We start from the raw sequence: 21423 nt of genomic DNA on the forward strand, positions 1-21423 counted from the left end.
TCTTAAAGCAAAACGGCGACCATAGGCCGCCGTTTAGTGCATCCGCGAAGATTTAGACCGCAGGTGCCGTTGCCGTCTCGGCCACGGGTTTTGGCAGCGACGACAGGAACGCCATGATCAGCGCCGCCAGGTAAGGCAGCGATTGCACCAGCAACATGGTGACCCAGAAGCGCATGTCATTGCTCGGCATGCCGTTGACCAGGAAGATCCCCAGCGCCGCGCCCCATAGCAGCAGCATGATGAACACCTCTTCGCGAGCTTCCGAAATCGCCACCCAGAAGCCGTGGTTGTCGGCATTTTTCGGGGTGCGGAAGAACGGAATGCTGCTGGTGAAGAAACCGTACAGCACCGCTTTGGCGATGGTGTGCGACAACGCCAGTCCGGCCAGGGCCGCGCAGAATGCGTCTTTCAGGTTCACACCCACCGCACGGCGGTAGAGGAAGATGATCTTGCCGACCTTGAACACGAACAGTGCCAGAGGCGGGATTGCGAAGATCAGCAGCGGCGGATCGACCCGTTGCGGCACGATGATCATCGCCGCCGACCACAGCAGTGCACCAACGGTGAAGAAGATGTTCATGCCGTCCGCCACCCACGGCAACCAGCCCGCGAGGAAGTGATAACGCTGGCCGCGGGTCAGTTGGGTGTCCTTGCCGCGCAGCAGGCTGGCGGTGTGGCGCTTGATGATCTGAATGGCGCCGTAGGCCCAGCGGAACCGCTGTTTCTTGAAGTCGATAAAGGTATCGGGCATCAGGCCCTTGCCGTAACTGTCATGGTAGTACGCCGCCGACAGACCTTTTTCGAACACCCGCAGACCCAGCTCGGCGTCCTCACAGATGCACCAGTCGGCCCAGCCCAGTTCTTCGAGCACTGAGCGACGGGTCATGGTCATGGTGCCGTGCTGGATGATCGCGTCACGGTCGTTGCGGGTGACCATGCCGATGTGGAAGAAGCCTTTGTATTCCGCGTAGCAGAGCTTCTTGAAGGTGCTTTCGTTCTGGTCGCGATAGTCCTGTGGCGATTGCACCACGGCGATTTTCGGATCGGCGAAGTGCGGCACCATGTGCTTGAGCCAGTTCGGATGCACACAATAGTCCGAGTCGATGACCGCGATGACTTCGGCGTCCTTGGCGGTATGCGGAATCAGGTAGTTCAGTGCACCGCCCTTGAAGCCGGCCAATGGCGCGACGTGGAAAAACTTGAAGCGCGGGCCGAGGGTTTCGCAGTAGTCACGCACCGGTTCCCAGACCGCCGGGTCCTTGGTGTTGTTGTCGATAATCAGGACTTCGAAGTCCGGATAGTCGAGGTTGGCCAGGGCATCGAGGGTCTGTTTGACCATCTCGGGCGGCTCGTTGTAGCACGGCACGTGAATCGACACTTTGGGGCGGTAGCTCGAATCACCGACCACCGGCAGGAATTCCCGGCGGCGCTTGTGAGTCCACACCGCCTCGGCCAGTTCATGTGCCTCGGTGAGCAGCACGATAAACACACCGAGCGCACCAAGGGCGAGCAGGAAGCCCACCGTCAGGCTGAACCAGGTGCTGTATTGCTGGCTGTAGTCATAACCGATCCATACCAACACCGAACCGCAGAGGAACGCGATAAACGTCAGGAAGGTACGACCACGTTGGCGCAGGGCCGAGCCGTCGATCATCAGCAGGGTCAGCGACAGCAGTGCGAGCACCACCGAGCCAATAGCCAGTACGCGCCATTGCGGAATGGCGACTACCGGGCCTTCGAAGTTGAATTTCTGCTGGCGCGCGGCATTGAACACGCCCCAATACGCGCCCACCGAACCTTCGTCGCTGGCCTTCCACGGCTGATCAAAGGCCTCGATCACGAAGTAGTTGAAGCCCTGGCGGTTGAGTTTATTGACCAGGTTGCGCAAGTAGATCGCCTGGTCTGCCGGCGACGCGTCGGCGCCCCCGCGCATGCGGCCGTTGCTCGGCCAGCCGACTTCAGACAGCAACAGCGGTTTTTTCGGGAACAGCTTTTTCAGGTCGCGGGCGCGGTCCAGAACGAACTGCTGAGCCTTGTCCACCGGGATAAATTCCCAGTAAGGAAGAACGTGCGCGGCGATCAGGTCGACGTGCTTGGCCAGTTCCGGGTGTTCTTCCCAGACGTGCCACTGCTCGGACGTGGTGACCGGCACCTTCACGGCGGCGCGAACGCGGTCCAGCAGTACGCTGAGTTCCTGGGCGGTAATTTCCTTACGGAAAATCGCCTCGTTGCCTACAACCACACGCACGACGCTGCGCGAAGTGTTGGCCAGCTCGATGGCCCGTGCGATTTCTCGCTCGTTACGCTCCTGGTCCGGGCTGATCCAGATCCCCAGGGTCACCCGCAGGCCGAATTCTTCCGCGAGCTTGGGGATGTCCTCCAGCGTGCCGTCGACCGAGTAAATACGGATGTTGTCCGTCAGCTTGCTCATGATTTCCAGATCGCGTCGCATCTGGTCGTCAGTGGGGTACTGGTCCTTCTGTGGGAATTGCCCCTGCTGGAACGGAGAGTAGGAAAAGCCGGAAATCTGTTCAGGCCAGTTGGGAGCGGTGACCGGGCGATTGATCAGTGCCCAGAAGCCGGTAAACAAGGCGGCGATGGCGAGCACCACCACCAGATTGAGTCCAAATTTACGCGATGACATAGCTATTTCGGGTTCCAAAGGCTGTGGAACGAAGGAACGGTTGGCTACCGCCAAGGGGCGCGCATCCTACACCGGCAGATCGCTGAACGTACATCGGACAGGGAAATGCTCGACATTGGGCAATGTGCTTTCACATAAGTTCTTACACTTGTAGCTTGAAAGTTAAATCTTATTAGAAGGCCGGACACCCTCTATAATGCGCGCCGGTTTTTGGGGTAATGGTCATGAGTACAGAAGATCCGCGGTTTGCTGGTATCGCCCGTTTGTATGGCGTCGAGGGCCTTGAGCGCCTGCGCGCGGCCCATGTGGCGATCGTCGGCGTCGGCGGCGTAGGCTCCTGGGCGGCGGAAGCCATGGCTCGTAGCGGCGTGGGCGAGATTTCGCTGTTCGACCTGGACGACGTCTGCGTCAGCAATGCCAATCGTCAATTGCATGCGCTGGACGGCACCGTCGGCAAGCCCAAGGTCGAGGTGATGGCCGAGCGCCTGCGCGGTATCAACCCGGACTGTACCGTGCACGCGGTGGCGGATTTCGTCACCCGCGAGACCATGGCCGAGTACATCACGCCGAACATCGACTGCGTGATCGATTGCATCGACAGCGTCAATGCGAAGGCGGCGCTGATCGCCTGGTGCAAGCGCCGCAAGATCCAGATCATCACCACCGGCGGCGCGGGCGGGCAGATTGATCCGACATTGATCCAGGTCTGTGACCTCAACCGCACCTTCAACGACCCATTGGCCTCGAAAGTGCGCTCAACCCTGCGCCGAGATTATGGCTTCTCGCGCACCGTGACCCGCCATTACAGCGTGCCCTGCGTGTTTTCCACCGAGCAGCTGCGCTACCCGAAACCGGACGGCAGCATTTGCCTGCAGAAGAGTTTTGTCGGTGACGGTGTGAAGCTCGACTGCGCCGGCGGCTTTGGCGCAGTGATGATGGTGACGGCGACGTTCGGCATGGTCGCGGCGACCAAGGCTGTGGATAAGATCGTGGCGGGGGTGCGGCGGCCGGCGGATCGGGTCAAACCTGAGGTTTGACGGTTGTTGCTGATGGCCTCATCGCGAGCAGGCCATTAACCTGCCAAGTCACGCATCCGCTGTAAAACAGCATTCAAACCATTGCTACGGGACTGGGACAACTGGCGACCGAGCCCCAGTTGATTGAACCAGTCCGGTAAATCCACCTGTTGCAACTCAGCCGCCGACAAGCCGTTGACCCGTGCCAGCAGCAGCGCTACCAATCCGCGAATCAACCGCGCATCGCTGTTGGCGCTGAACTGCCAATGACCATCGCGCAGCTCGCCCACCAGCCATACCTGGCTTTCACAGCCGTGCACGCGGTTGGCCTCGACCTTATCCTCATCGCTCAACGCTGGCAGGCGTTCGCCCCATTGCATCAACAGGCGTGCCCGTTGTTCCCAGCCAGGTGCATTCTGAAAGGCTTGCAGGGCGGTCACGGCATCGGCGGGCAAACTCATCGCAGCAACTCCAGTGCCTGATCCAGGGCTTCAAAGAAACGCTCAAGGTCTTCAGAGTCATTGTATAACCCCAGCGACACCCGAATTGCTCCGGCCAGTTGAAGGCTTTTCAGCAATGGCATGGCGCAGTGATGGCCGGCGCGAACGGCGATCCCTTGCTCGGTCAGCAAGTGGGCCAGATCGGCGTTATGCACACCCTCGACGGTAAAACTGGCCAGTGCCACTTGCGGTGCACCCAGCAGGCGGATGCCGTTGCGCGCCTCAAGGCCTTTGATCAGATAGTCATGCAGTGCCGCTTCATGGGCGGACACGGCGTCCTGATCAAGCCCGGCGAGGTAATCCAGAGTCGCGCCCAGACCGATCACACTGGCAATGGGCGGTGTGCCCGCCTCAAATCCCAGCGGTGCAGGGCGAAAGCGTGCGTCGTGGTAGTTGGCGTCCAGCACCATCTCGCCGCCGAACTGCCAGGGCTGAAGCTGTTGCAGGGCTTCATGGCGTCCAAACAGCACGCCCAGGCCATCGGGGCCATAGAGCTTGTGGCTGGAAAACACATAGAAGTCGCAACCCAGTGCCTGGACGTCATGTCGACCATGGACCACGCCTTGGGCACCGTCGATCACAGTCAATGCATTGTGCGCCTTGGCCATCGCCAACAGTGCGGGCAATGGTTGCCAGGCGCCGAGCACGTTGGACAACTGGCTGACCGCCAACAGGCGAGTGCGCGGGCCGACCAATTGCGCCGCGGCTTCGAGGTCGATCAGACCGTCGGCGGTCAGCGGCAGGATCACCAGTTTCAATGCGCGACGCTTCGCCAGTTGCTGCCATGGCAGCAGGTTGGCGTGATGTTCCAGGGCGCTGATGACAATTTCATCGCCCGGGTTGAATACGTGTTCCAGGCCATAGGCCAGGAGATTCAGCGCAGACGTCGCGCCGTGGGTGAAGATAATCTGCCCGCTGTCACCGGCATTGAGCCACTGGGCGACTTTGCTGCGGCTGTCCTCGAACGCCTGGGTGGCGTGAGCACCTGGCAGGTGTTGCGCCCGATGCACGTTGGCCGCGCCATTGGCGTAGTAATGCGTGAGGGCATCGAGCAGGGCTTGAGGTTTTTGCGTGGTGGCGGCGCTGTCCAGATAGGTCTGGTCTTGCCGTTGCAGCGCGGCGATGGCCGGAAAGTCGGCGCGCCAGGGGGAGGGAATCATCATGCTTTTGAGCCCTGTTGAACTTGGGCGGGCGTACGCCAGACCCCTGTGGGAGCGAGCCTGCTCGCGATGATCGACTGGACGACACGGGCTATCTGATGCCCCGCGTTATCGTTGACGTCCATCGCGAGCAGGCTCGCTCCTACAGGTGAGCTTGTGTGACGCTTAGTTGTGAGCGTGCAGCGCTTCGTTCAGTTCGATCGCCGATTTGTGGGTTTTGCACTCCACGGCACCGGTTTCCGAATTGCGACGGAACAGCAGGTCAGGCTGTCCGGCCAGTTCACGGGCCTTGACCACTTTGACCAACTGATTTTTCTCGTCCAGCAGCGCCACTTTGGTGCCAGCGGTCACGTACAGGCCCGATTCAACGGTGTTGCGGTCGCCCAGCGGGATACCTATACCGGCGTTGGCGCCGATCAGGCAGCCTTCGCCCACCTTGATCACGATGTTGCCGCCGCCCGACAGGGTGCCCATGGTCGAGCAGCCGCCGCCCAGGTCAGAGCCTTTGCCGACGAACACGCCGGCCGATACACGGCCTTCGATCATGCCCGGGCCTTCGGTGCCGGCGTTGAAGTTGACGAAACCTTCGTGCATCACGGTGGTGCCTTCACCAACGTAAGCGCCCAGGCGCAGACGTGCCGCGTCAGCGATACGCACGCCGGCCGGTACGACGTAGTCGGTCATTTTCGGGAACTTGTCTACCGAGAACACTTCGAGCAATTCGCCACGCAGGCGGGCTTCCAGTTGATGCTCGGCCAGTTCGGCCAGGTCGATTGCACCCTGGCTGGTCCATGCCACGTTTGGCAGCAGCGGGAACACACCGGCCAGGTTCAGGCCGTGCGGCTTGACCAGGCGATGGGACAGCAGGTGCAGCTTGAGGTAAGCCTCAGGCGTGGAAGTCAGTTGAGCGTCTTCGGCCAGAATGGTCGCGACCAACGGCTTGTGGCTCTCGGCCAGACGGGTCAGCAGGGCGGCCTGGGCAGCGTCGACCGCTTTGACCGCTTCAGCCAGTTGCGAAGCCTGTGCGGTGGTGAAGGCGATGGCCTGGTTGCCTTCGGTGTAGCCCAGAATCGGGGCAATGGCAGCGATCAGTTCGGCGGACGGATTGAGCAATGGCTGCGCGTAAAACACTTCCAGCCATGCGCCTTGACGGTTTTGAGTGCCGACACCAAAGGCCAGGCTGAACGGGGTAGTGGACATGTTGATACCTCTAGCAAATTGGAACGGGCTGCTTACTTGAGTGCTGCCGCGTAGATATCTGGCTTGAAGCCAATCAGGGTTCGGTCACCGAGATCGAGCACCGGGCGCTTGATCATCGAAGGTTGTGCGAGCATCAGCTCGATGGCTTTCGACTGGTCGAGATCGGCTTTGCGTTCGTCGTCGAGCTTGCGAAAGGTCGTGCCTGCACGGTTCAACACCACTTCCCAGCCGTGCTCGTTGCACCATTGGGTCAGGTGTTCACGGTCGATACCGACCGCCTTGTAATCATGGAAGTCATAGCTGACAGCGTGTTCATCAAGCCAGGTGCGCGCCTTTTTCATGGTGTCGCAGGCTTTGATGCCGAAAAGGTGCAATGTTTTACTTGAAACGGTCAAGGAATCGCCCCCTTTACAGGTGCCGGGAATAAAAGGTCCGGGATTATGCCATGGAAGCGCAAATCCTGTGGGAGCGAGCTTGCTCGCGATGGCGGCTTAACATTCAACATTGATGATGGCTGATCCGGCGCTATCGCGAGCAAGCTCGGCTTCGACAGGGTTTGGGGTGATAGCGGTGATTGTTGCGTGCGACATTGGTGCAAAGGTCAGTGCACAGTCTAAGCGGCTGATATGGCACTTCAATGCTGTCGATCGCCCGGGAACCCTGCGTTATGCAAATCGCCTGTACCGTCGTGATCATGTTAATGCTGGTCGGCGTTTTACGCCTGATCGGACAGGTGATCCCACTGCCGTTGCCGCTGTTATAGATCACCGCCGGTGCGCTGCTCGCCTGGCCGGCACTATTGATGCACAGGCTGCAGGGCGAGGCGCTGATGAGCAATGTCTAGAGTCTGGTGACGTTCAAGTTCGCCCTGGTTGCAGCGGTGACGGGCGTGTTTTCGCTGGCCAGCGCCAGTATGGGCATTGCCGGAGTTTGCCTTCAACTGTGCCTTGGTTCCCTTTTCAAAGTGGGCGCAAGACCGCTTCAGATGGACCTGTTGTAGCGTCGCTTGCGTTTGAAAGCGCTACGGGCGCAGCAGCTTGAGTTGTACAGCTCCAACGTCATCACCGTATTGGTGATGACGTGCTTCGAGAAATGTTGGGGAAGCTGGACTTAAGTGAGGCTGATCTGGGGGTGGTGAAATAGCCAATTACTTGCCTGACAGGCGCGGTAGTTTGTATTGCGCATTGTCGTTAATCCTTGGGATAAGCCATGCGCATAATCGCAATATCTCCGTCACTAATTGCCCAGGTTTCCGACTGGGCCCAATTGTCAGTCGTCCATTCAGGAATGATTTCATAATGCATGACGGAGTCTCCGTCATAAGGGATGTAGGTGTGTTGGTCGTTTCGAGGGAGGGGCAAGATATTTTTGTCGACTACACTCTTACTCCAGCCATAATGTTGTATGCAGTATTTATAAGTGTTCTCGGCATTCCAGGGGATTGCAGAATCGGGGTGCTGGTGAGCGTGTTCCGCCCCAAGGGCATGTCCGAATTCGTGCATGACCACATACTTGAATCGGCTGTCGCCGGGTACCCATTTCAGAAACATACTTGGGCCTCGCCTAAGCTCGTCAGTGCCGCCGATGTCGTCGATAAGGGCGTCTGTACCGATAGCAGAGGACTGAACGCCGTCTGGTGGGTTTAAAAAGATTCGGATATCGCCTATCTCGCCATTTATAAACTCAAACTTCAGGTTAACGTAGGGGAGCCATTCACTGGCGGCCTCCTTTACCGCTGCAATAGCTTCCGCACTGGCGTCGTACATGGCGATTTTGAGCGTTTTTCCGTTTTTCCAATACTTTGTATGGGATCCAATATTTCTTTTCGGGCGACTTGAAGAGCGGGTGTTGGAATTAAGAGGGCGTTCTTGAGTGGCTGCGTTATAAGAAGAGGAGTTGCTAGTGGGGGTGATTGTTGTGCAGGGGATAAATGAGGTCATGGTTGTACGTCCGTGTATCAAGCAAGGGGTTGTTGGTTGTTTGGTGGTGTTAGTTGTTTTGTTGAGTGGGTATGTTGGGTTTAATGGGGTTTTGAAAATAATGTTTGGTTGGAGGTTTGTATAGAGGGTGGTTGTAACTGAAAAGATCAGCCCGCACTGCGTTGCACAGTGCGGGTAATTATAAAAAGTTATTTACGGGTGATAATGAAGTTGCGGATGCGTTCTGCTGCTTCTATGCATTCAGCCAGCGGCGCCACAAGTGCCATGCGTACGCGCCCGGCTCCCGGGTTGACCCCATCGACATCCCGCGATAGGTAAGAACCCGGCACCACGGTCACATGCTCCTGTTCGAACAGGTCACGGCAGAAGGCCGCGTCGTCACCGGCCACATTCGGCCACAGGTAAAAACCACCATCCGGGCGCTGTACGTCCATGACCGGGCTGAGGATTTCCAGCACCGCGTCATACTTCTCGCGGTACAGCGCACGGTTGGCGCGCACGTGCACTTCGTCGTTCCACGCGGCAACGCTGGCCAGTTGGGTTTGCACCGGCATCGCGCAGCCGTGGTAAGTGCGATACAGCAAGAAGCCTTTGAGAATGTCCGCATCACCGGCGACAAAACCCGAACGCAGGCCCGGCAGGTTCGAGCGCTTGGACAGGCTATGGAATACCACGCAACGCTTGAAGTCCTTGCGGCCCAGTTCCACGCAGGCACTGAGCAGGCCGGCCGGCGGGGTTTGTTCGTCGAAGTACAGTTCGCTGTAGCACTCGTCGGCAGCGATCACGAAGTCGTACTCATCGGCCAGGGCAATCAGCTTTTTCAGCGTGTCGACCGGGATCAGTGCGCCGGTCGGATTGCCTGGCGAGCACAGGAACAGGATCTGGCAGCGTTTCCAGATGTCCGGTGAAACGGCGTCGAAATCCGGGTTGAAGCCGTTTTCATCCAGGCATGACAAGTAGTGCGGCTTGGCTCCAGCCAGGAACGCGGCGCCTTCGTAGATCTGATAGAACGGGTTCGGGCTGACCACCAGCGCATCGTCGCCACGGTTGACGACGGTCTGGGTGAAGGCGAACAGCGCTTCACGGGTACCGTTGACTGGCAGCACGTTGCGCGCCGGGTCAATCCAGCCGTTCGGGACGTTGAAGCGACGCTCGCACCATGCGGCGATGGCTTCACGCAGGGCCGGGATGCCGAGGGTGGTCGGGTATACGGCCATCTGATCCAGATTGCTTGCCAGGGCTTCGGCGACAAAGCTTGGCGAACGGTGTTTCGGCTCGCCGATGGACAGTGCGATGGCACGTTTTTCCGGGTTTGGCGTGACGCTACCGAGCAGCGCGCGGAGCTTTTCAAAAGGGTAGGGCTGGAGCTGGGTCAGAGCGTTGTTCATCGGTAGATCTCGTTCGGTGCGGGGTGTGGACAACCCATGTTTCTTGTGGGAGCCGGCTTGCCAGCGATGGTCGTTAACGATAACGCGTGCTTGCCGGGTAAGCGCGGTGTTCTTGGGTCCATCGCTGGCAAGCCAGCTACAACGAAGGGCTGGCTCGCTCCCACAGGGGAAAATTTGTCATGTCAGATACTGATTCGCGACAGTTTGATATCGGGTTCCTGATTGACGCTCAATTGCTCGACGATTGCGTCCTGTAAACGGCTGCACAGCTGCGGGTCCGACAATGGCTGGTTGTTGGCGTCGGTGATGAAAAACACGTCTTCCACCCGTTCGCCCAGGGTCGCAATCTTGGCGTTCTGCAACGACAGGTCGAATTCCAGGAAGATCGTGCCGATCCGCGCCAGCAGGCCAGGGCGGTCGGGAGCGGTCAGTTCAAGCACGGTGACCGGGCGCTGGGCGTCGTTGTGGATCGTCACCTGCGGCGCGAAGGCGAAATGCTTGAGCTGGCGGGGGACCCGGCGCTGGATGATGGTCGGGTAGTCGTCCGGATTTCGCAAGGCTTCGGTCAGGCCATCGCGGATCTCCTTGACCCGCTCCGGGTTATCGCCGATCGAGTCGCCATCCGCGTCGAGCACAATGTAGGTATCGAGGGTGAACTGGCTGCTGGAGGTGATGACCCGGGCGTCGTGGATGTTCAGGTTGAGCTGGTCCATTGCGGCGACGGTCACGGCAAAGAAGTCGTGCTGGTCGGGTGCGTAGATGAAGATCTGCGTGCCACCCTCGAACTCGCGCTGAGTGGTTTCCTTGATCAGCACCAGTGGCCCGCCATCGGCTGGCTGCTGAAGGATCGCATCGCTGTGCCAGGCCACGTCGCCGGCGGTATGGCGCAGGAAATAGTCATCGCCCAGTTGCGCCCAAAGCTGCTCGACATCGTCCGGATCGGTGCCGCCGCGCACCAGAATGTCCAGGGCGGCGCTCTGGGTCTGGCGGATCTGCTCTTCGCGATCAACCGGGTTTTCCAGGCCGCGACGAAGGGCACGCTTGGTTTCGGTGTAGAGCTGGCGCAGGAGGCTGGCGCGCCAGGAGTTCCACAGCGTCGGGTTGGTGGCGTTGATGTCGGCGACGGTCAGCACGTAGAGGTAGTCGAGGCGGGTTTCATCGCCGACGATCTGTGCGAAATCGTGGATCACCTGCGGGTCTGACAGGTCCTTGCGCTGGGCGGTGGTCGACATCACTAGATGGTTCTGCACCAGCCAGACGATCAGGCGACTGTCCCACACGGGCAGTTGGTGACGCTGGGAGAAAGCCTCGGCATCCACGGCGCCGATATCCGAGTGGTCGCCATGCCGGCCTTTGCCGATGTCGTGGTACAGCCCGGCCAGGTAGATCAGCTCGGGTTTGGGCAGTTTGCCCATGAGCTTGCTGGCCAGAGGGAATTTTTCCGACACTTGCGTGTACTGCAACTTACGCAGGTGTTTGATCAGGTTCAGGGTGTGGGCATCAACCGTATAGATGTGAAACAGGTCGTGTTGCATCTGTCCGACGATAAATCCGAATTCCGGCAGATAGCGCCCGAGGATGCCGTAACGGTTCATGCGGCGCAGGTTGCGATGGATGCCGATCTTGCACTTGAACAATTCAATGAACAGGCTGGTGTTGCGAATGTCGTTGCGGAAATCGTCGTCGATCAGGTGCCGGTTCTCGCGCAGCAGGCGAATGGTGTCGGCACGTACGCCCTTGATTTCCGGTTGCTGGGCCATCAGCACGAAAATTTCGAGCATGGCAAACGGAGTGCGGCGGAACACGTTGTCGTTGCGCGCCTCGATGTAGCCATCGTGGAGCTGGAATCGCGAGTTGATCGGCTGCGGCGGCGCTTGATCATCCGGCGCGAGGATGACCTCCTCGAAGTGCTGGATGATCAAGTCGCTGAGCTGAGCGATGCTCATCACCACCCGGTAATACTGCTGCATGAAGTTTTCGATGGCTTGCTTGGCGTCGTCACCTTCGAACCCCAGCAGCTTGGCAATGGTGCGCTGGTGATCGAACAGCAGGCGATCTTCCGAACGGCCAGCGAGCATGTGCAGGGCGTAACGCACCTTCCACAGGAACTCCTGGGACGAGGCCAGCAGGGCGTTTTCGCTTTCTACCAGGAAGCCTTCGCCCGCCAGTGCGCGCAGGTTCAGGGTGCCGTACTCGCGACGAGCCACCCACAGAATCGTCTGAATATCCCTTAGTCCGCCCGGCGAGCCTTTGACGTTGGGTTCCAGGTTGTATTCGGTATCGTTGTACTTGTGGTGACGGGCCTTCTGTTCGGCACGCTTGGCCAGGAAGAAATCCTTGCTCGGCCACATGTGCGCGGTGCTGGTGACGTCCAGCATGCGTTGGCGCAAGCGCTCCGGGCCACAGATGGTGCGGCTTTCCATCAGGTTGGTGACAACCGTCAGATCGGCGCGGGCCTCGACGGCGCACTCTTCGACCGAGCGAACGCTCTGACCGACTTCCAGGCCAATGTCCCACAGCAACGTCAGAAAGCGCTCGATGGAGTCACGGAAGATTTCGTGATCGGCGCTGTCGAGCAGGATCAGCAGGTCAATGTCTGAATACGGATGCAGTTCGCCCCGACCATAGCCACCGACCGCTACCAGCGCAATGTCGGCGTCTTCACTCCAGTTGAACTGCTCCCAGGCCTTTTGCAGGATGTTATCGACGAACCAGGCACGGTCCTCGATCAGCCGGCGAATGTCCCGGCCGCTGCGAAAGCGCCCGTCGAGCACCTCGCGGGCCTGGCGGATTGCCTTCTTGAAGGCCGCAATGGGGCTTGCCTTCAGGGCCAGTTCAGCCTGGAACTGGCCGCGATCGAAGAGTTCTGGATCCACCTGCGGCATCGATTGGCTTTCCTTTCTATAAGGCTGGGAGTGGAGCGGGGCGGATCAGGCCGAAATGCGCGGGATGGTGTCATCGCTGCGCAAGGTGAAGATCTCGTAACCGGTCTCGGTCACCAGCAGCGTGTGTTCCCACTGTGCCGACAGCTTGCGGTCCTTGGTGATCGCGGTCCAGCCGTCACCCAGCACCTTGGTGTCAGCCTTGCCCTGGTTGATCATCGGCTCGATGGTGAAGGTCATGCCGGCTTGCAGTTCCATGCCGGTGCCTGCGCGACCGTAATGCAGGATCTGCGGTTCTTCGTGGAAGACTTTGCCGATGCCGTGACCACAGAATTCGCGAACCACCGAGAAACCGTTCTTTTCAGCGTGTTTCTGGATGATTTCACCGATGTCGCCAAGGCGGCAACCGGGTTTGACGATTTCAATCGCCTTGTACATGCATTCCTGGGTCACTTGCGACAGACGCTCGGCCCAGACCGGCACGGTGCCGACGTGGAACATGCGGCTGGTATCGCCGTGGTAGCCGTCCTTGATGACGGTGACGTCGATGTTCAGGGTGTCGCCGTCTTTCAGCGGCTTGTCGTTCGGGATGCCGTGGCAGACCACGTGGTTGATCGACGTGCAAATCGACTTCGGGTAGCCCTTGTAATTCAGGGGGGCAGGGATGGCTTTCTGCTCGTTGACAATATAGTCGTGGCAGATCTGGTTCAGTTGATCGGTGGTCACACCCGGCTTGACGTATTCGGCAATCATTTCCAGCACATCGGCGGCCAGTTTGCCGGCGACGCGCATTTTTGCGATGTCCTCGGGGGTTTTGAGGGTGACGGTCATACAGGCTCTCTCTGCGCTCGATGGCGCTTCTCAACGAAAAGGGCGTTGCGCAATCGAACTTCGCAGCCCTGAAAAACGCAATTCTAACAGACGATCAGGGCAAATCCGCCGCTCTGTGCATCGCTTCTCTCCATAGAATGGTGCATTGTGGGCGGATTCCAAGGGATGGAGCTGCGTGGTCGCCAGGATTTCAGAATCCGGGTTTCGTTTTTTCCTCCCCTGTGATATAAAATGCGCCGCTTTCCGGGGATGCCCCGAAAAGCCTAAATCCACACACGTGTCGACACGATGACCTGGGTGCCTTCAGCTGATGCTGCTGGTTGGTCATTGGGATACGTGGAGGCCAAACCCGACTTATTAAGGAACTATCATGTCCCAAGTCAACATGCGCGATATGCTGAAGGCCGGTGTGCACTTCGGTCACCAGACCCGTTACTGGAACCCGAAAATGGGTAAATACATTTTCGGCGCGCGTAACAAGATCCACATCATCAACCTTGAAAAAACCCTGCCAATGTTCAACGAAGCTCTGACTTTCGTAGAGCGTCTGGCCCAGGGCAAAAACAAGATTCTGTTCGTCGGCACCAAGCGTTCCGCTGGCAAGATCGTTGCTGAAGAAGCAGCACGTTGCGGTTCGCCGTACGTCGACCACCGCTGGTTGGGCGGCATGCTGACCAACTTCAAAACCATCCGTGCTTCCATCAAGCGTCTGCGTGACCTTGAAGTACAAGCCGAAGACGGTACTTTCGCCAAGCTGACCAAGAAAGAAGCGCTGATGCGCTCCCGTGACCTGGAAAAGCTGGATCGTTCCCTGGGTGGTATCAAGGACATGGGCGGTCTGCCAGACGCTCTGTTCGTAATCGACGTTGATCACGAGCGCATCGCGATCACCGAAGCCAACAAGCTGGGCATCCCGGTTATCGGCGTAGTCGATACCAACAGCAGCCCGGAAGGCGTTGACTACATCATCCCAGGCAACGATGACGCAATCCGCGCTATCCAGCTGTACATGGGTTCGATGGCTGACGCTGTTATCCGTGGTCGCAACAACGTTGCTGGCGGCACCGAAGTTTTCGTTGAAGAAGCTCCGGCAGCTGCAGCTGAGTAATTGACGCCCTGGCGTTGACTCAGTAAGCAAAAAGGGGGCTTGGCCCCCTTTTTGCCACCTCGAAAACCATTTGTCGGCGCCCACTGCTTTATCTGTAACGTGCGGCAGCTAACAAGGGTGGTTCGGGAAGAATTGAACGCCCGTTCGATCGGGTGGAATGGTTGATAACCTATCCAAGAGGAATTTTGAAATGGCAGAGATTACTGCAGCGTTGGTCAAAGAACTGCGCGAGCGTACTGGCGAAGGCATGATGGACTGCAAAAAGGCCTTGACCAAGGCTGGCGGCGACATCGAAAAAGCCATTGATGACATGCGTGCTTCGGGCGCCATCAAGGCTGCCAAGAAAGCGGGTAACGTTGCTGCTGAAGGCGCAATCGCCATCAAGGCTGACGACAAGTCCGCGGTACTGCTGGAAGTGAACTCGCAGACCGACTTCCTGGCTCTGCAAGACGACTTCAAGAACTTCGTTGCTGCCAGCGTAGAAAAAGCTTTCGCCGAAAAACTGACCGACGCAGCTCCGCTGATCGCCGCTCAGGAATCGGCTCGTGAAGCCCTGGTTGCCAAAGTTGGCGAAAACGTCAACATTCGTCGTCTGGTACGCGTAGAGGGTGATGTTGTCGGCACCTACCTGCACGGTAACAAGATCGGTGTTGCTGTTGTTCTCAAGGGCGGCGATGTTCAGCTGGCCAAAGAGATCGCCATGCACGTGGCGGCAAGCAACCCAGAGTTCCTGCTGCCATCGCAGGTTTCGCCAGAAGCCATCGAGCGCGAGAAGGGTGTTTTCCTGACCCTGAACGAAGACAAGATGAAAGGCAAGCCAGCAGAAATCGTCGAGAAGATGATCGCCGGCCGTATCACCAAGTTCCTGGCCGAAGCCAGCCTGGTCGAGCAAGCTTTCGTCATGAATCCAGAAGTCACCGTTGGTGCTCTGGCCAAGAAAGCTGGCGCAGAAATCGTTTCCTTCACCTACTTCAAGGTTGGCGAAGGCATCGAGAAGCCAGTTGACAACTTCGCTGAAGAAGTTGCTGCTCAGGTTGCGGCTGCTTCCAAGCAATAAGACGGTTTTTTTAACTGTCGCCCTGAAGAGGCTGCCCGCTCACGCGCGCAGCCTCTTTTCAGATGGGGTACCAATTTTTAATTGGTTTCCTTTTGGAACTGGCTTACAAAGCCATGTTCCGATGGCGCTGAAGCAGCGCCAAGCTAGAGTGAACGCCAGCTGAAAACAGCTCGCAAAGAATTTTTAAAATACGCCGCAGGAGAGATTCGCAATGGCTCAGCAGGGCAGTGGTTATCAGGCTCGCTATAAACGCATTCTACTCAAGCTTAGCGGCGAGGCCCTGATGGGCTCGGAAGAGTTCGGGATCGATCCGAAAGTTCTGGATCGCATGGCGCTGGAAGTTGGCCAGCTGGTTGGCATCGGTGTTCAGGTGGGTCTGGTGATCGGCGGCGGAAACCTGTTCCGCGGCGAGGCACTGAGCAAGGCTGGCATGGATCGGGTCACTGGCGACCACATGGGCATGCTGGCCACTGTGATGAACGCCTTGGCCATGCGCGACGCGCTCGAACGTGCCAATATCTCCGCCATCGTGATGTCGGCCATTTCCATGGTTGGCGTAACCGATCATTATGATCGCCGCAAGGCCATGCGCCACCTCAACTCCAAGGATGTAGTGATTTTCGCGGCCGGTACCGGCAATCCATTCTTCACTACGGATTCGGCAGCCTGCCTGCGCGCGATCGAAATCGATGCCGATGTCGTGCTCAAGGCGACCAAGGTCGATGGCGTCTACACCGCTGACCCATTCAAAGACCCGCATGCCGAGAAGTTCGATCATCTGACCTACGATGAAGTACTGGATCGCAAGCTTGGGGTGATGGATCTGACGGCCATTTGCCTGTGCCGCGACCACAAGATGCCGTTGCGCGTATTTAACATGAACAAGCCCGGCGCCCTGCTGAACATTGTGCACGGCGGCGCTGAAGGGACCCTGATCGAGGAAGGCCAACAATGATCAACGAAATCAAGAAAGACGCTAAAGAGCGCATGCAGAAATCCGTGGAGTCGCTGGCGCACAACTTCGGCCGTATTCGTACCGGTCAAGCACACCCAAGCATTCTGGAAGGCGTGATGGTGCCGTACTACGGTTCCGATACTCCGATCAAGCAAGTGGCCAACATCACCGTCAAAGATGCTCGTACCCTGCAAGTCGTTGCCTTCGAGCGCAACATGCTCGGCGCCGTCGACAAGGCGATCGGCAGTGCCGGTCTGAACCTGAACCCGACCAACCTTGGCGAGTTGTTGCTGATCTCCATGCCTGCCCTGACTGAAGAAACCCGTCGCGGCTTCACCAAGCAGGCTCGTGATGTTGCCGAAGACGCCCGTGTAGCCGTGCGCAACATCCGTCGTGATGCCAACAGCTCGCTGAAGGACCTGGTCAAGGAAAAAGAAATCAGCGAAGACGAAGAGCGTCGCGCCACTGGCGAAATCGACGACCTGACCAAGAAGTTCGTGGCTGAAATCGACGCGAAGCTGGCAGAGAAAGAAAAAGACCTGATGGCCGTATAAGGGTCGCGTTTTCATGGAAAAGACCAAGCAGGTTGCACCGTCCACGGTGCCGCGCCATGTCGCGATCATCATGGATGGTAATAATCGCTGGGCGAAAAAACGCTTTATGCCTGGCGTCGCCGGGCATAAAGCGGGTGTGGATGCGGTTCGTGCGGTTATCGAGGTGTGTGCCGAGGCAGGAGTCGAAGTGCTCACCTTGTTCGCGTTCTCGAGCGAGAACTGGCAGCGTCCGGCCGATGAGGTCAGTGCCTTGATGGACTTGTTCTTCAAGGCATTGCGTCGTGAGGCCAAGCGCCTCAACGAAAACAACATCAGTTTGCGCATCATTGGCGACCGCTCGCGTTTTCACCCTGAACTTCAGGCTGCGATGCGCGAAGCTGAGGCCATGACGGCCGGCGCCAATCGCTTTATCCTGCAGATCGCGGCCAACTACGGTGGGCAGTGGGATATCGCGCAAGCCGCTCAGCGCCTGGCGCGGGAAGTTCAGGCCGGGCATCTGCGTCCTGAAGACATCACCCCGGAACTGCTGCAAACCTGTCTGGCTACGGGCGATCTGCCGTTGCCCGATCTGTGCATCCGTACCGGAGGCGAGCACCGCATCAGCAACTTTCTGCTGTGGCAGTTGGCTTATGCCGAGTTGTATTTTTCCGACCTGTTCTGGCCGGACTTCAAACACGATGCCATGCGGAACGCGCTGGCCGATTTCGCATCTCGCCAGCGCCGCTTCGGTAAAACGAGTGAGCAGGTCGAGGCTGGAGCCCGGGTTTAATGCTTAAACAACGAATCATCACGGCATTGATCCTGCTGCCGATTGCCCTGTGCGGGTTTTTTCTCCTCGAGGGTTCCGCTTTTGCCTTGTTCATCGGGTTGGTTGTGACTCTCGGTGCCTGGGAATGGGCTCGCCTGGCAGGCTTTACCGCCCAGTCGATGCGTTTTGGCTATGCTGCTGTCGTCGCGGTGATGTTGTTGGTCATGCACCTGCTACCCGGTCTCGCGCCCTGGATACTGGGGGCTTCGGTCATCTGGTGGGGGGTTGCGACGTATCTCGTGCTCACCTATCCGCAGTCCAGCGCGCATTGGGCCAGTGCGGCCTGCAAGCTGGTGGTCGGTCTGTTGATTCTATTACCAGCCTGGCAAGGCTTGGTCTTGATCAAGCAGGAACCGCTGGGGAACTGGTTAATCATGGCGGTGATGGTGCTGGTCTGGGGCGCCGATATCGGTGCGTATTTTTCCGGCCGGGCTTTCGGTAAGCGCAAGCTGGCGCCACAGGTCAGTCCTGGCAAGAGCTGGGAAGGCGTTTACGGCGGTTTGGTGTCGAGCCTGCTCATCACTGTAATCGTCGGGTTTGTTCGGGACTGGACAGTTGCCCAGCTGTTCAAGGGGCTGATCGGCGCAGCCTTGATCGTGTTTGTCTCGGTTGTGGGTGACCTCACCGAAAGCATGTTCAAGCGTCAGTCCGGGATCAAGGACAGCAGTAATCTGTTACCGGGGCATGGTGGCGTTCTGGATCGGATCGACAGTCTGACGGCAGCTATTCCCGTGTTCGCCGTACTGCTATGGATGGCTGCGCCTTGAACCGCCCACAGCAGATTACCGTTCTGGGAGCGACCGGATCGATCGGTCTGAGCACTCTCGATGTCATCGCTCGCCACCCCGGGCGTTGTCAAGTCTTTGCCTTGAGCGGTTTCACACGTTTGAGCGAGTTGTTGGCACTTTGCGTTCGCCACGCGCCGCGGTTCGCTGTTGTGCCAGAGGCGGGAGCTGCCCGAGCCTTGCAGGATGATCTGCATGCAGCGGGGCTTTCAACCCGGGTTCTGGTGGGGGAGGAAGGGCTGTGTCAGATTGCTGCAGACCCTGAAGTCGATGCGGTCATGGCGGCCATTGTCGGTGCGGCGGGATTACGTCCAACCCTGGCGGCCGTCGAGTCGGGCAAGAAAATTCTCCTGGCCAACAAAGAAGCGCTGGTAATGTCCGGTGCGTTGTTCATGCAGGCCGTGCGCAAGAGTGGCTCGGTATTGCTGCCGATCGACAGTGAGCACAACGCGATATTCCAGTGCATGCCGCAGGATTTTGCCCGTGGTCTCGGTGCGGTGGGTGTGCGTCGGATTTTGCTGACAGCCTCTGGCGGCCCGTTCCGCCAGACGCCCATGGCTGAACTGGCCCATGTGACTCCCCAACAGGCCTGTGCTCATCCGAACTGGTCCATGGGGCGCAAGATTTCGGTTGATTCGGCCAGCATGATGAATAAAGGGCTCGAGTTGATCGAAGCCTGCTGGCTGTTCGATGCCAGGCCGTCCCAGGTCGAAGTGGTGGTTCATCCGCAGAGCGTGATTCATTCGCTGGTCGATTACATCGATGGCTCGGTGTTGGCTCAGTTGGGCAACCCGGACATGCGCACGCCAATCGCCAATGCACTGGCCTGGCCGGAGCGGATCGATTCAGGTGTGGCACCGCTGGATCTGTTTGCTATCGCGCGCCTGGACTTCCAGGCGCCCGACGAAGAGCGGTTTCCTTGTCTGCGGCTGGCGCGTCTGGCGGCCGAAGCAGGCAACAGTGCACCGGCCATGTTGAATGCGGCAAATGAGGTCGCGGTTGCAGCCTTTCTCGACGGACGGGTCCGCTACCCTGAAATCGCGAGTATCATCGAAGAAACGTTGAATCTCGAGCCTGTGGTAGCAGTGGATGATCTCGAGGCAGTGTTCACGGCAGATACGAAGGCACGTGTACTGGCCGAACAATGGTTGAGTCGACACGGGCGGTAAGTGTGCACTGCGTTGGCCCATGCAGCACCGGATAGGATTGCGGAGAAAGTAGATGAGCGCGCTCTATATGATTGTCGGCACCCTGGTGGCTTTGGGCGTGCTGGTTACCTTCCACGAGTTCGGCCATTTCTGGGTTGCGCGTCGCTGTGGGGTCAAAGTGCTGCGCTTTTCCGTGGGCTTCGGGATGCCGCTGCTGCGCTGGCACGACAAGAAAGGTACCGAGTTCGTGGTGGCCGCCATCCCCTTGGGCGGCTACGTCAAAATGCTCGATGAGCGCGAAGGTGAAGTGCCTGTCGATCAGCTCGATCATTCCTTCAATCGCAAATCGGTGCGCCAGCGCATTGCCATCGTGGCAGCGGGACCGATCGCCAACTTTCTGTTGGCGATGGTGTTTTTCTGGGTTTTGGCCATGCTCGGTAGCGAGCAGGTGCGCCCGGTCATCGGTGCTGTGGAGTCGGGCAGTATCGCCGCCAGGGCCGGATTGAGCCCTGGACAGGAAATTATCTCTATCGACGGTGAGCCGACTACCGGCTGGGCGGCAGTGAATTTGCAATTGGTCCGCCGACTGGGGGAGAGCGGTTCGCTGCAGGTGTTGGTTCGTGATCAGGGCTCCACGGTTGACTCTCCTCGTGAGCTGGCGCTGGATAAATGGCTCAAGGGGGCTGATGAGCCGGATCCGATTCGTTCGCTGGGTATCCGTCCTTGGCGTCCTGCATTGCCGCCGGTCCTGGCCGAATTGGATCCGAAGGGCCCGGCTCAAGCGGCTGGCTTGAAAACCGGCGACCGATTGTTGGCACTGGATGGCAAGGCGCTGGATGACTGGCAGCAGGTGGTCGATACCGTTCGTATGCATCCTGGTACCAAAATCATGCTGCGGGTTGAGCGTGATAGTGCTCAAATCGACGTCCCTGTCACGCTGGCTGCCCGTGGCGAAAGCAAAGCCCCCACTGGTTACCTGGGGGCTGGGGTAAAGGCTGTCGACTGGCCGCCTGAGATGATTCGCGAGGTCAGTTACGGGCCAGTGGCCGCAATTGCTGAGGGGGCTCGACGCACCTGGACAATGAGCGTGCTGACCCTGGATTCACTCAAGAAAATGTTGTTCGGTGAGCTCTCGGTAAAAAACTTGAGTGGACCGATAACCATTGCTAAAGTGGCGGGCGCTTCGGCCCAGTCGGGTGTTGCTGATTTCCTGAATTTCCTTGCTTATCTGAGTATTAGCTTGGGTGTTCTGAATTTGCTGCCCATTCCTGTGCTGGATGGGGGGCATTTGTTGTTTTATCTGATTGAGTGGGCGCGTGGTCGTCCCTTGTCGGATCGGGTGCAAGGTTGGGGGATACAGATCGGTATCAGTTTGGTGGTCGGAGTGATGTTGCTTGCTCTGGTCAATGATCTGGGTCGTCTGTAACGTCGCTGAATTGCGAATCTG

18 protein-coding genes and 1 pseudogene are annotated in these 21423 nt (G+C 58.5%); 10 read left to right on the top strand and 9 right to left on the bottom strand.

The window, feature by feature from the left end; all coding sequences use genetic code 11:
• Window positions 1-52: 52 nt before the first annotated feature.
• Window positions 53-2644, bottom strand: a complete 2592-nt coding sequence (locus F7R06_RS23085; RefSeq protein WP_090316903.1) for a glycosyltransferase — start codon at window positions 2642-2644, stop codon at window positions 53-55.
• Between the two features lie 224 nt (window positions 2645-2868).
• Here F7R06_RS23085 and tcdA point away from each other — a divergent pair, with 224 nt between their 5' ends.
• The gene (gene tcdA / locus F7R06_RS23090) at window positions 2869-3681 is read left to right on the top strand and encodes a tRNA cyclic N6-threonylcarbamoyladenosine(37) synthase TcdA (protein WP_162493919.1); all 813 of its coding nucleotides are present in this window, start codon (window positions 2869-2871) and stop codon (window positions 3679-3681) included.
• Window positions 3682-3716: 35 nt separating this feature from the next.
• Here tcdA and F7R06_RS23095 read toward each other — a convergent pair whose 3' ends face one another.
• The 4 genes from F7R06_RS23095 to F7R06_RS23110 all read right to left on the bottom strand — a co-directional run bounded on the left by F7R06_RS23095 (window position 3717) and on the right by F7R06_RS23110 (window position 6915).
• On the bottom strand, window positions 3717-4121 hold the full coding sequence (locus F7R06_RS23095) for a SufE family protein (RefSeq protein WP_090316907.1): 405 nt from the start codon (window positions 4119-4121) through the stop codon (window positions 3717-3719).
• A complete protein-coding gene (locus F7R06_RS23100; protein ID WP_090316909.1) occupies window positions 4118-5323 on the bottom strand; it encodes an aminotransferase class V-fold PLP-dependent enzyme in 1206 nt (401 codons plus the stop codon). The genes F7R06_RS23095 and F7R06_RS23100 overlap by 4 nt, the downstream gene beginning before the upstream one ends.
• Before the next feature lie 162 nt (window positions 5324-5485).
• The gene (dapD, locus tag F7R06_RS23105; RefSeq protein WP_090316911.1) at window positions 5486-6520 is read right to left on the bottom strand and encodes a 2,3,4,5-tetrahydropyridine-2,6-dicarboxylate N-succinyltransferase; all 1035 of its coding nucleotides are present in this window, start codon (window positions 6518-6520) and stop codon (window positions 5486-5488) included.
• 32 nt (window positions 6521-6552) lie between these two features.
• Window positions 6553-6915, bottom strand: coding sequence for an ArsC family reductase (locus tag F7R06_RS23110; protein ID WP_008057297.1), 363 nt, complete (start codon window positions 6913-6915; stop codon window positions 6553-6555).
• Between the two features lie 575 nt (window positions 6916-7490).
• On the opposite strand from F7R06_RS23110, the pseudogene F7R06_RS31565 reads away from it, so the two are divergent.
• Window positions 7491-7663: pseudogene (locus F7R06_RS31565) on the top strand (Na+/H+ antiporter); the annotation flags it as partial.
• 47 nt (window positions 7664-7710) lie between these two features.
• On the opposite strand, the gene F7R06_RS23125 reads toward F7R06_RS31565, so the two are convergent.
• From F7R06_RS23125 to map, 4 genes are all read right to left on the bottom strand, one after another.
• Window positions 7711-8460, bottom strand: a complete 750-nt coding sequence (locus F7R06_RS23125; RefSeq protein WP_139204754.1) for a zinc metalloprotease — start codon at window positions 8458-8460, stop codon at window positions 7711-7713.
• Window positions 8461-8648: 188 nt separating this feature from the next.
• Complete coding sequence (gene dapC, locus F7R06_RS23130) at window positions 8649-9848, bottom strand: succinyldiaminopimelate transaminase (RefSeq protein ID WP_090316916.1); 1200 nt, start codon at window positions 9846-9848, stop codon at window positions 8649-8651.
• A gap of 182 nt (window positions 9849-10030) precedes the next feature.
• A complete protein-coding gene (locus tag F7R06_RS23140; protein ID WP_090316919.1) occupies window positions 10031-12733 on the bottom strand; it encodes a [protein-PII] uridylyltransferase in 2703 nt (900 codons plus the stop codon).
• 45 nt (window positions 12734-12778) lie between these two features.
• Window positions 12779-13561, bottom strand: a complete 783-nt coding sequence (gene map, locus F7R06_RS23145) for a type I methionyl aminopeptidase (protein ID WP_090316922.1) — start codon at window positions 13559-13561, stop codon at window positions 12779-12781.
• A gap of 370 nt (window positions 13562-13931) precedes the next feature.
• Between map and rpsB the strand changes: the two genes are divergently transcribed.
• The 8 genes from rpsB to rseP all read left to right on the top strand — a co-directional run bounded on the left by rpsB (window position 13932) and on the right by rseP (window position 21402).
• Window positions 13932-14669 carry a 30S ribosomal protein S2 gene (gene rpsB, locus F7R06_RS23150; RefSeq protein WP_008057307.1) on the top strand — a complete coding sequence of 246 codons (738 nt, stop codon included), beginning with the start codon at window positions 13932-13934 and terminating at the stop codon, window positions 14667-14669.
• A 190-nt stretch (window positions 14670-14859) separates the two neighbouring features.
• Window positions 14860-15726 carry a translation elongation factor Ts gene (tsf, locus tag F7R06_RS23155; RefSeq protein WP_090316925.1) on the top strand — a complete coding sequence of 289 codons (867 nt, stop codon included), beginning with the start codon at window positions 14860-14862 and terminating at the stop codon, window positions 15724-15726.
• Between the two features lie 211 nt (window positions 15727-15937).
• A complete protein-coding gene (pyrH, locus tag F7R06_RS23160) occupies window positions 15938-16681 on the top strand; it encodes a UMP kinase (RefSeq protein ID WP_003222124.1) in 744 nt (247 codons plus the stop codon).
• Complete coding sequence (gene frr, locus F7R06_RS23165) at window positions 16678-17235, top strand: ribosome recycling factor (RefSeq protein WP_007978385.1); 558 nt, start codon at window positions 16678-16680, stop codon at window positions 17233-17235. The genes pyrH and frr overlap by 4 nt, the downstream gene beginning before the upstream one ends.
• 13 nt (window positions 17236-17248) lie before the next feature.
• A complete protein-coding gene (uppS, locus tag F7R06_RS23170) occupies window positions 17249-18004 on the top strand; it encodes a polyprenyl diphosphate synthase (RefSeq protein ID WP_090316929.1) in 756 nt (251 codons plus the stop codon).
• On the top strand, window positions 18004-18810 hold the full coding sequence (locus F7R06_RS23175; protein WP_090316932.1) for a phosphatidate cytidylyltransferase: 807 nt from the start codon (window positions 18004-18006) through the stop codon (window positions 18808-18810). The genes uppS and F7R06_RS23175 overlap by 1 nt, the downstream gene beginning before the upstream one ends.
• Window positions 18807-19997, top strand: a complete 1191-nt coding sequence (gene ispC, locus F7R06_RS23180; protein WP_090318345.1) for a 1-deoxy-D-xylulose-5-phosphate reductoisomerase — start codon at window positions 18807-18809, stop codon at window positions 19995-19997. Before F7R06_RS23175 ends, ispC begins: the two co-directional genes overlap by 4 nt.
• A 52-nt stretch (window positions 19998-20049) precedes the next feature.
• Window positions 20050-21402 (top strand): sigma E protease regulator RseP, encoded by a 1353-nt coding sequence (gene rseP / locus F7R06_RS23185; protein ID WP_090316935.1) that lies wholly within the window; start codon window positions 20050-20052, stop codon window positions 21400-21402.
• Window positions 21403-21423: the final 21 nt, after the last annotated feature.

This window comes from Pseudomonas moorei (genome assembly GCF_008801475.1).
In the GTDB taxonomy this organism is placed as follows: Bacteria; Pseudomonadota; Gammaproteobacteria; order Pseudomonadales; family Pseudomonadaceae; genus Aquipseudomonas; species Aquipseudomonas moorei.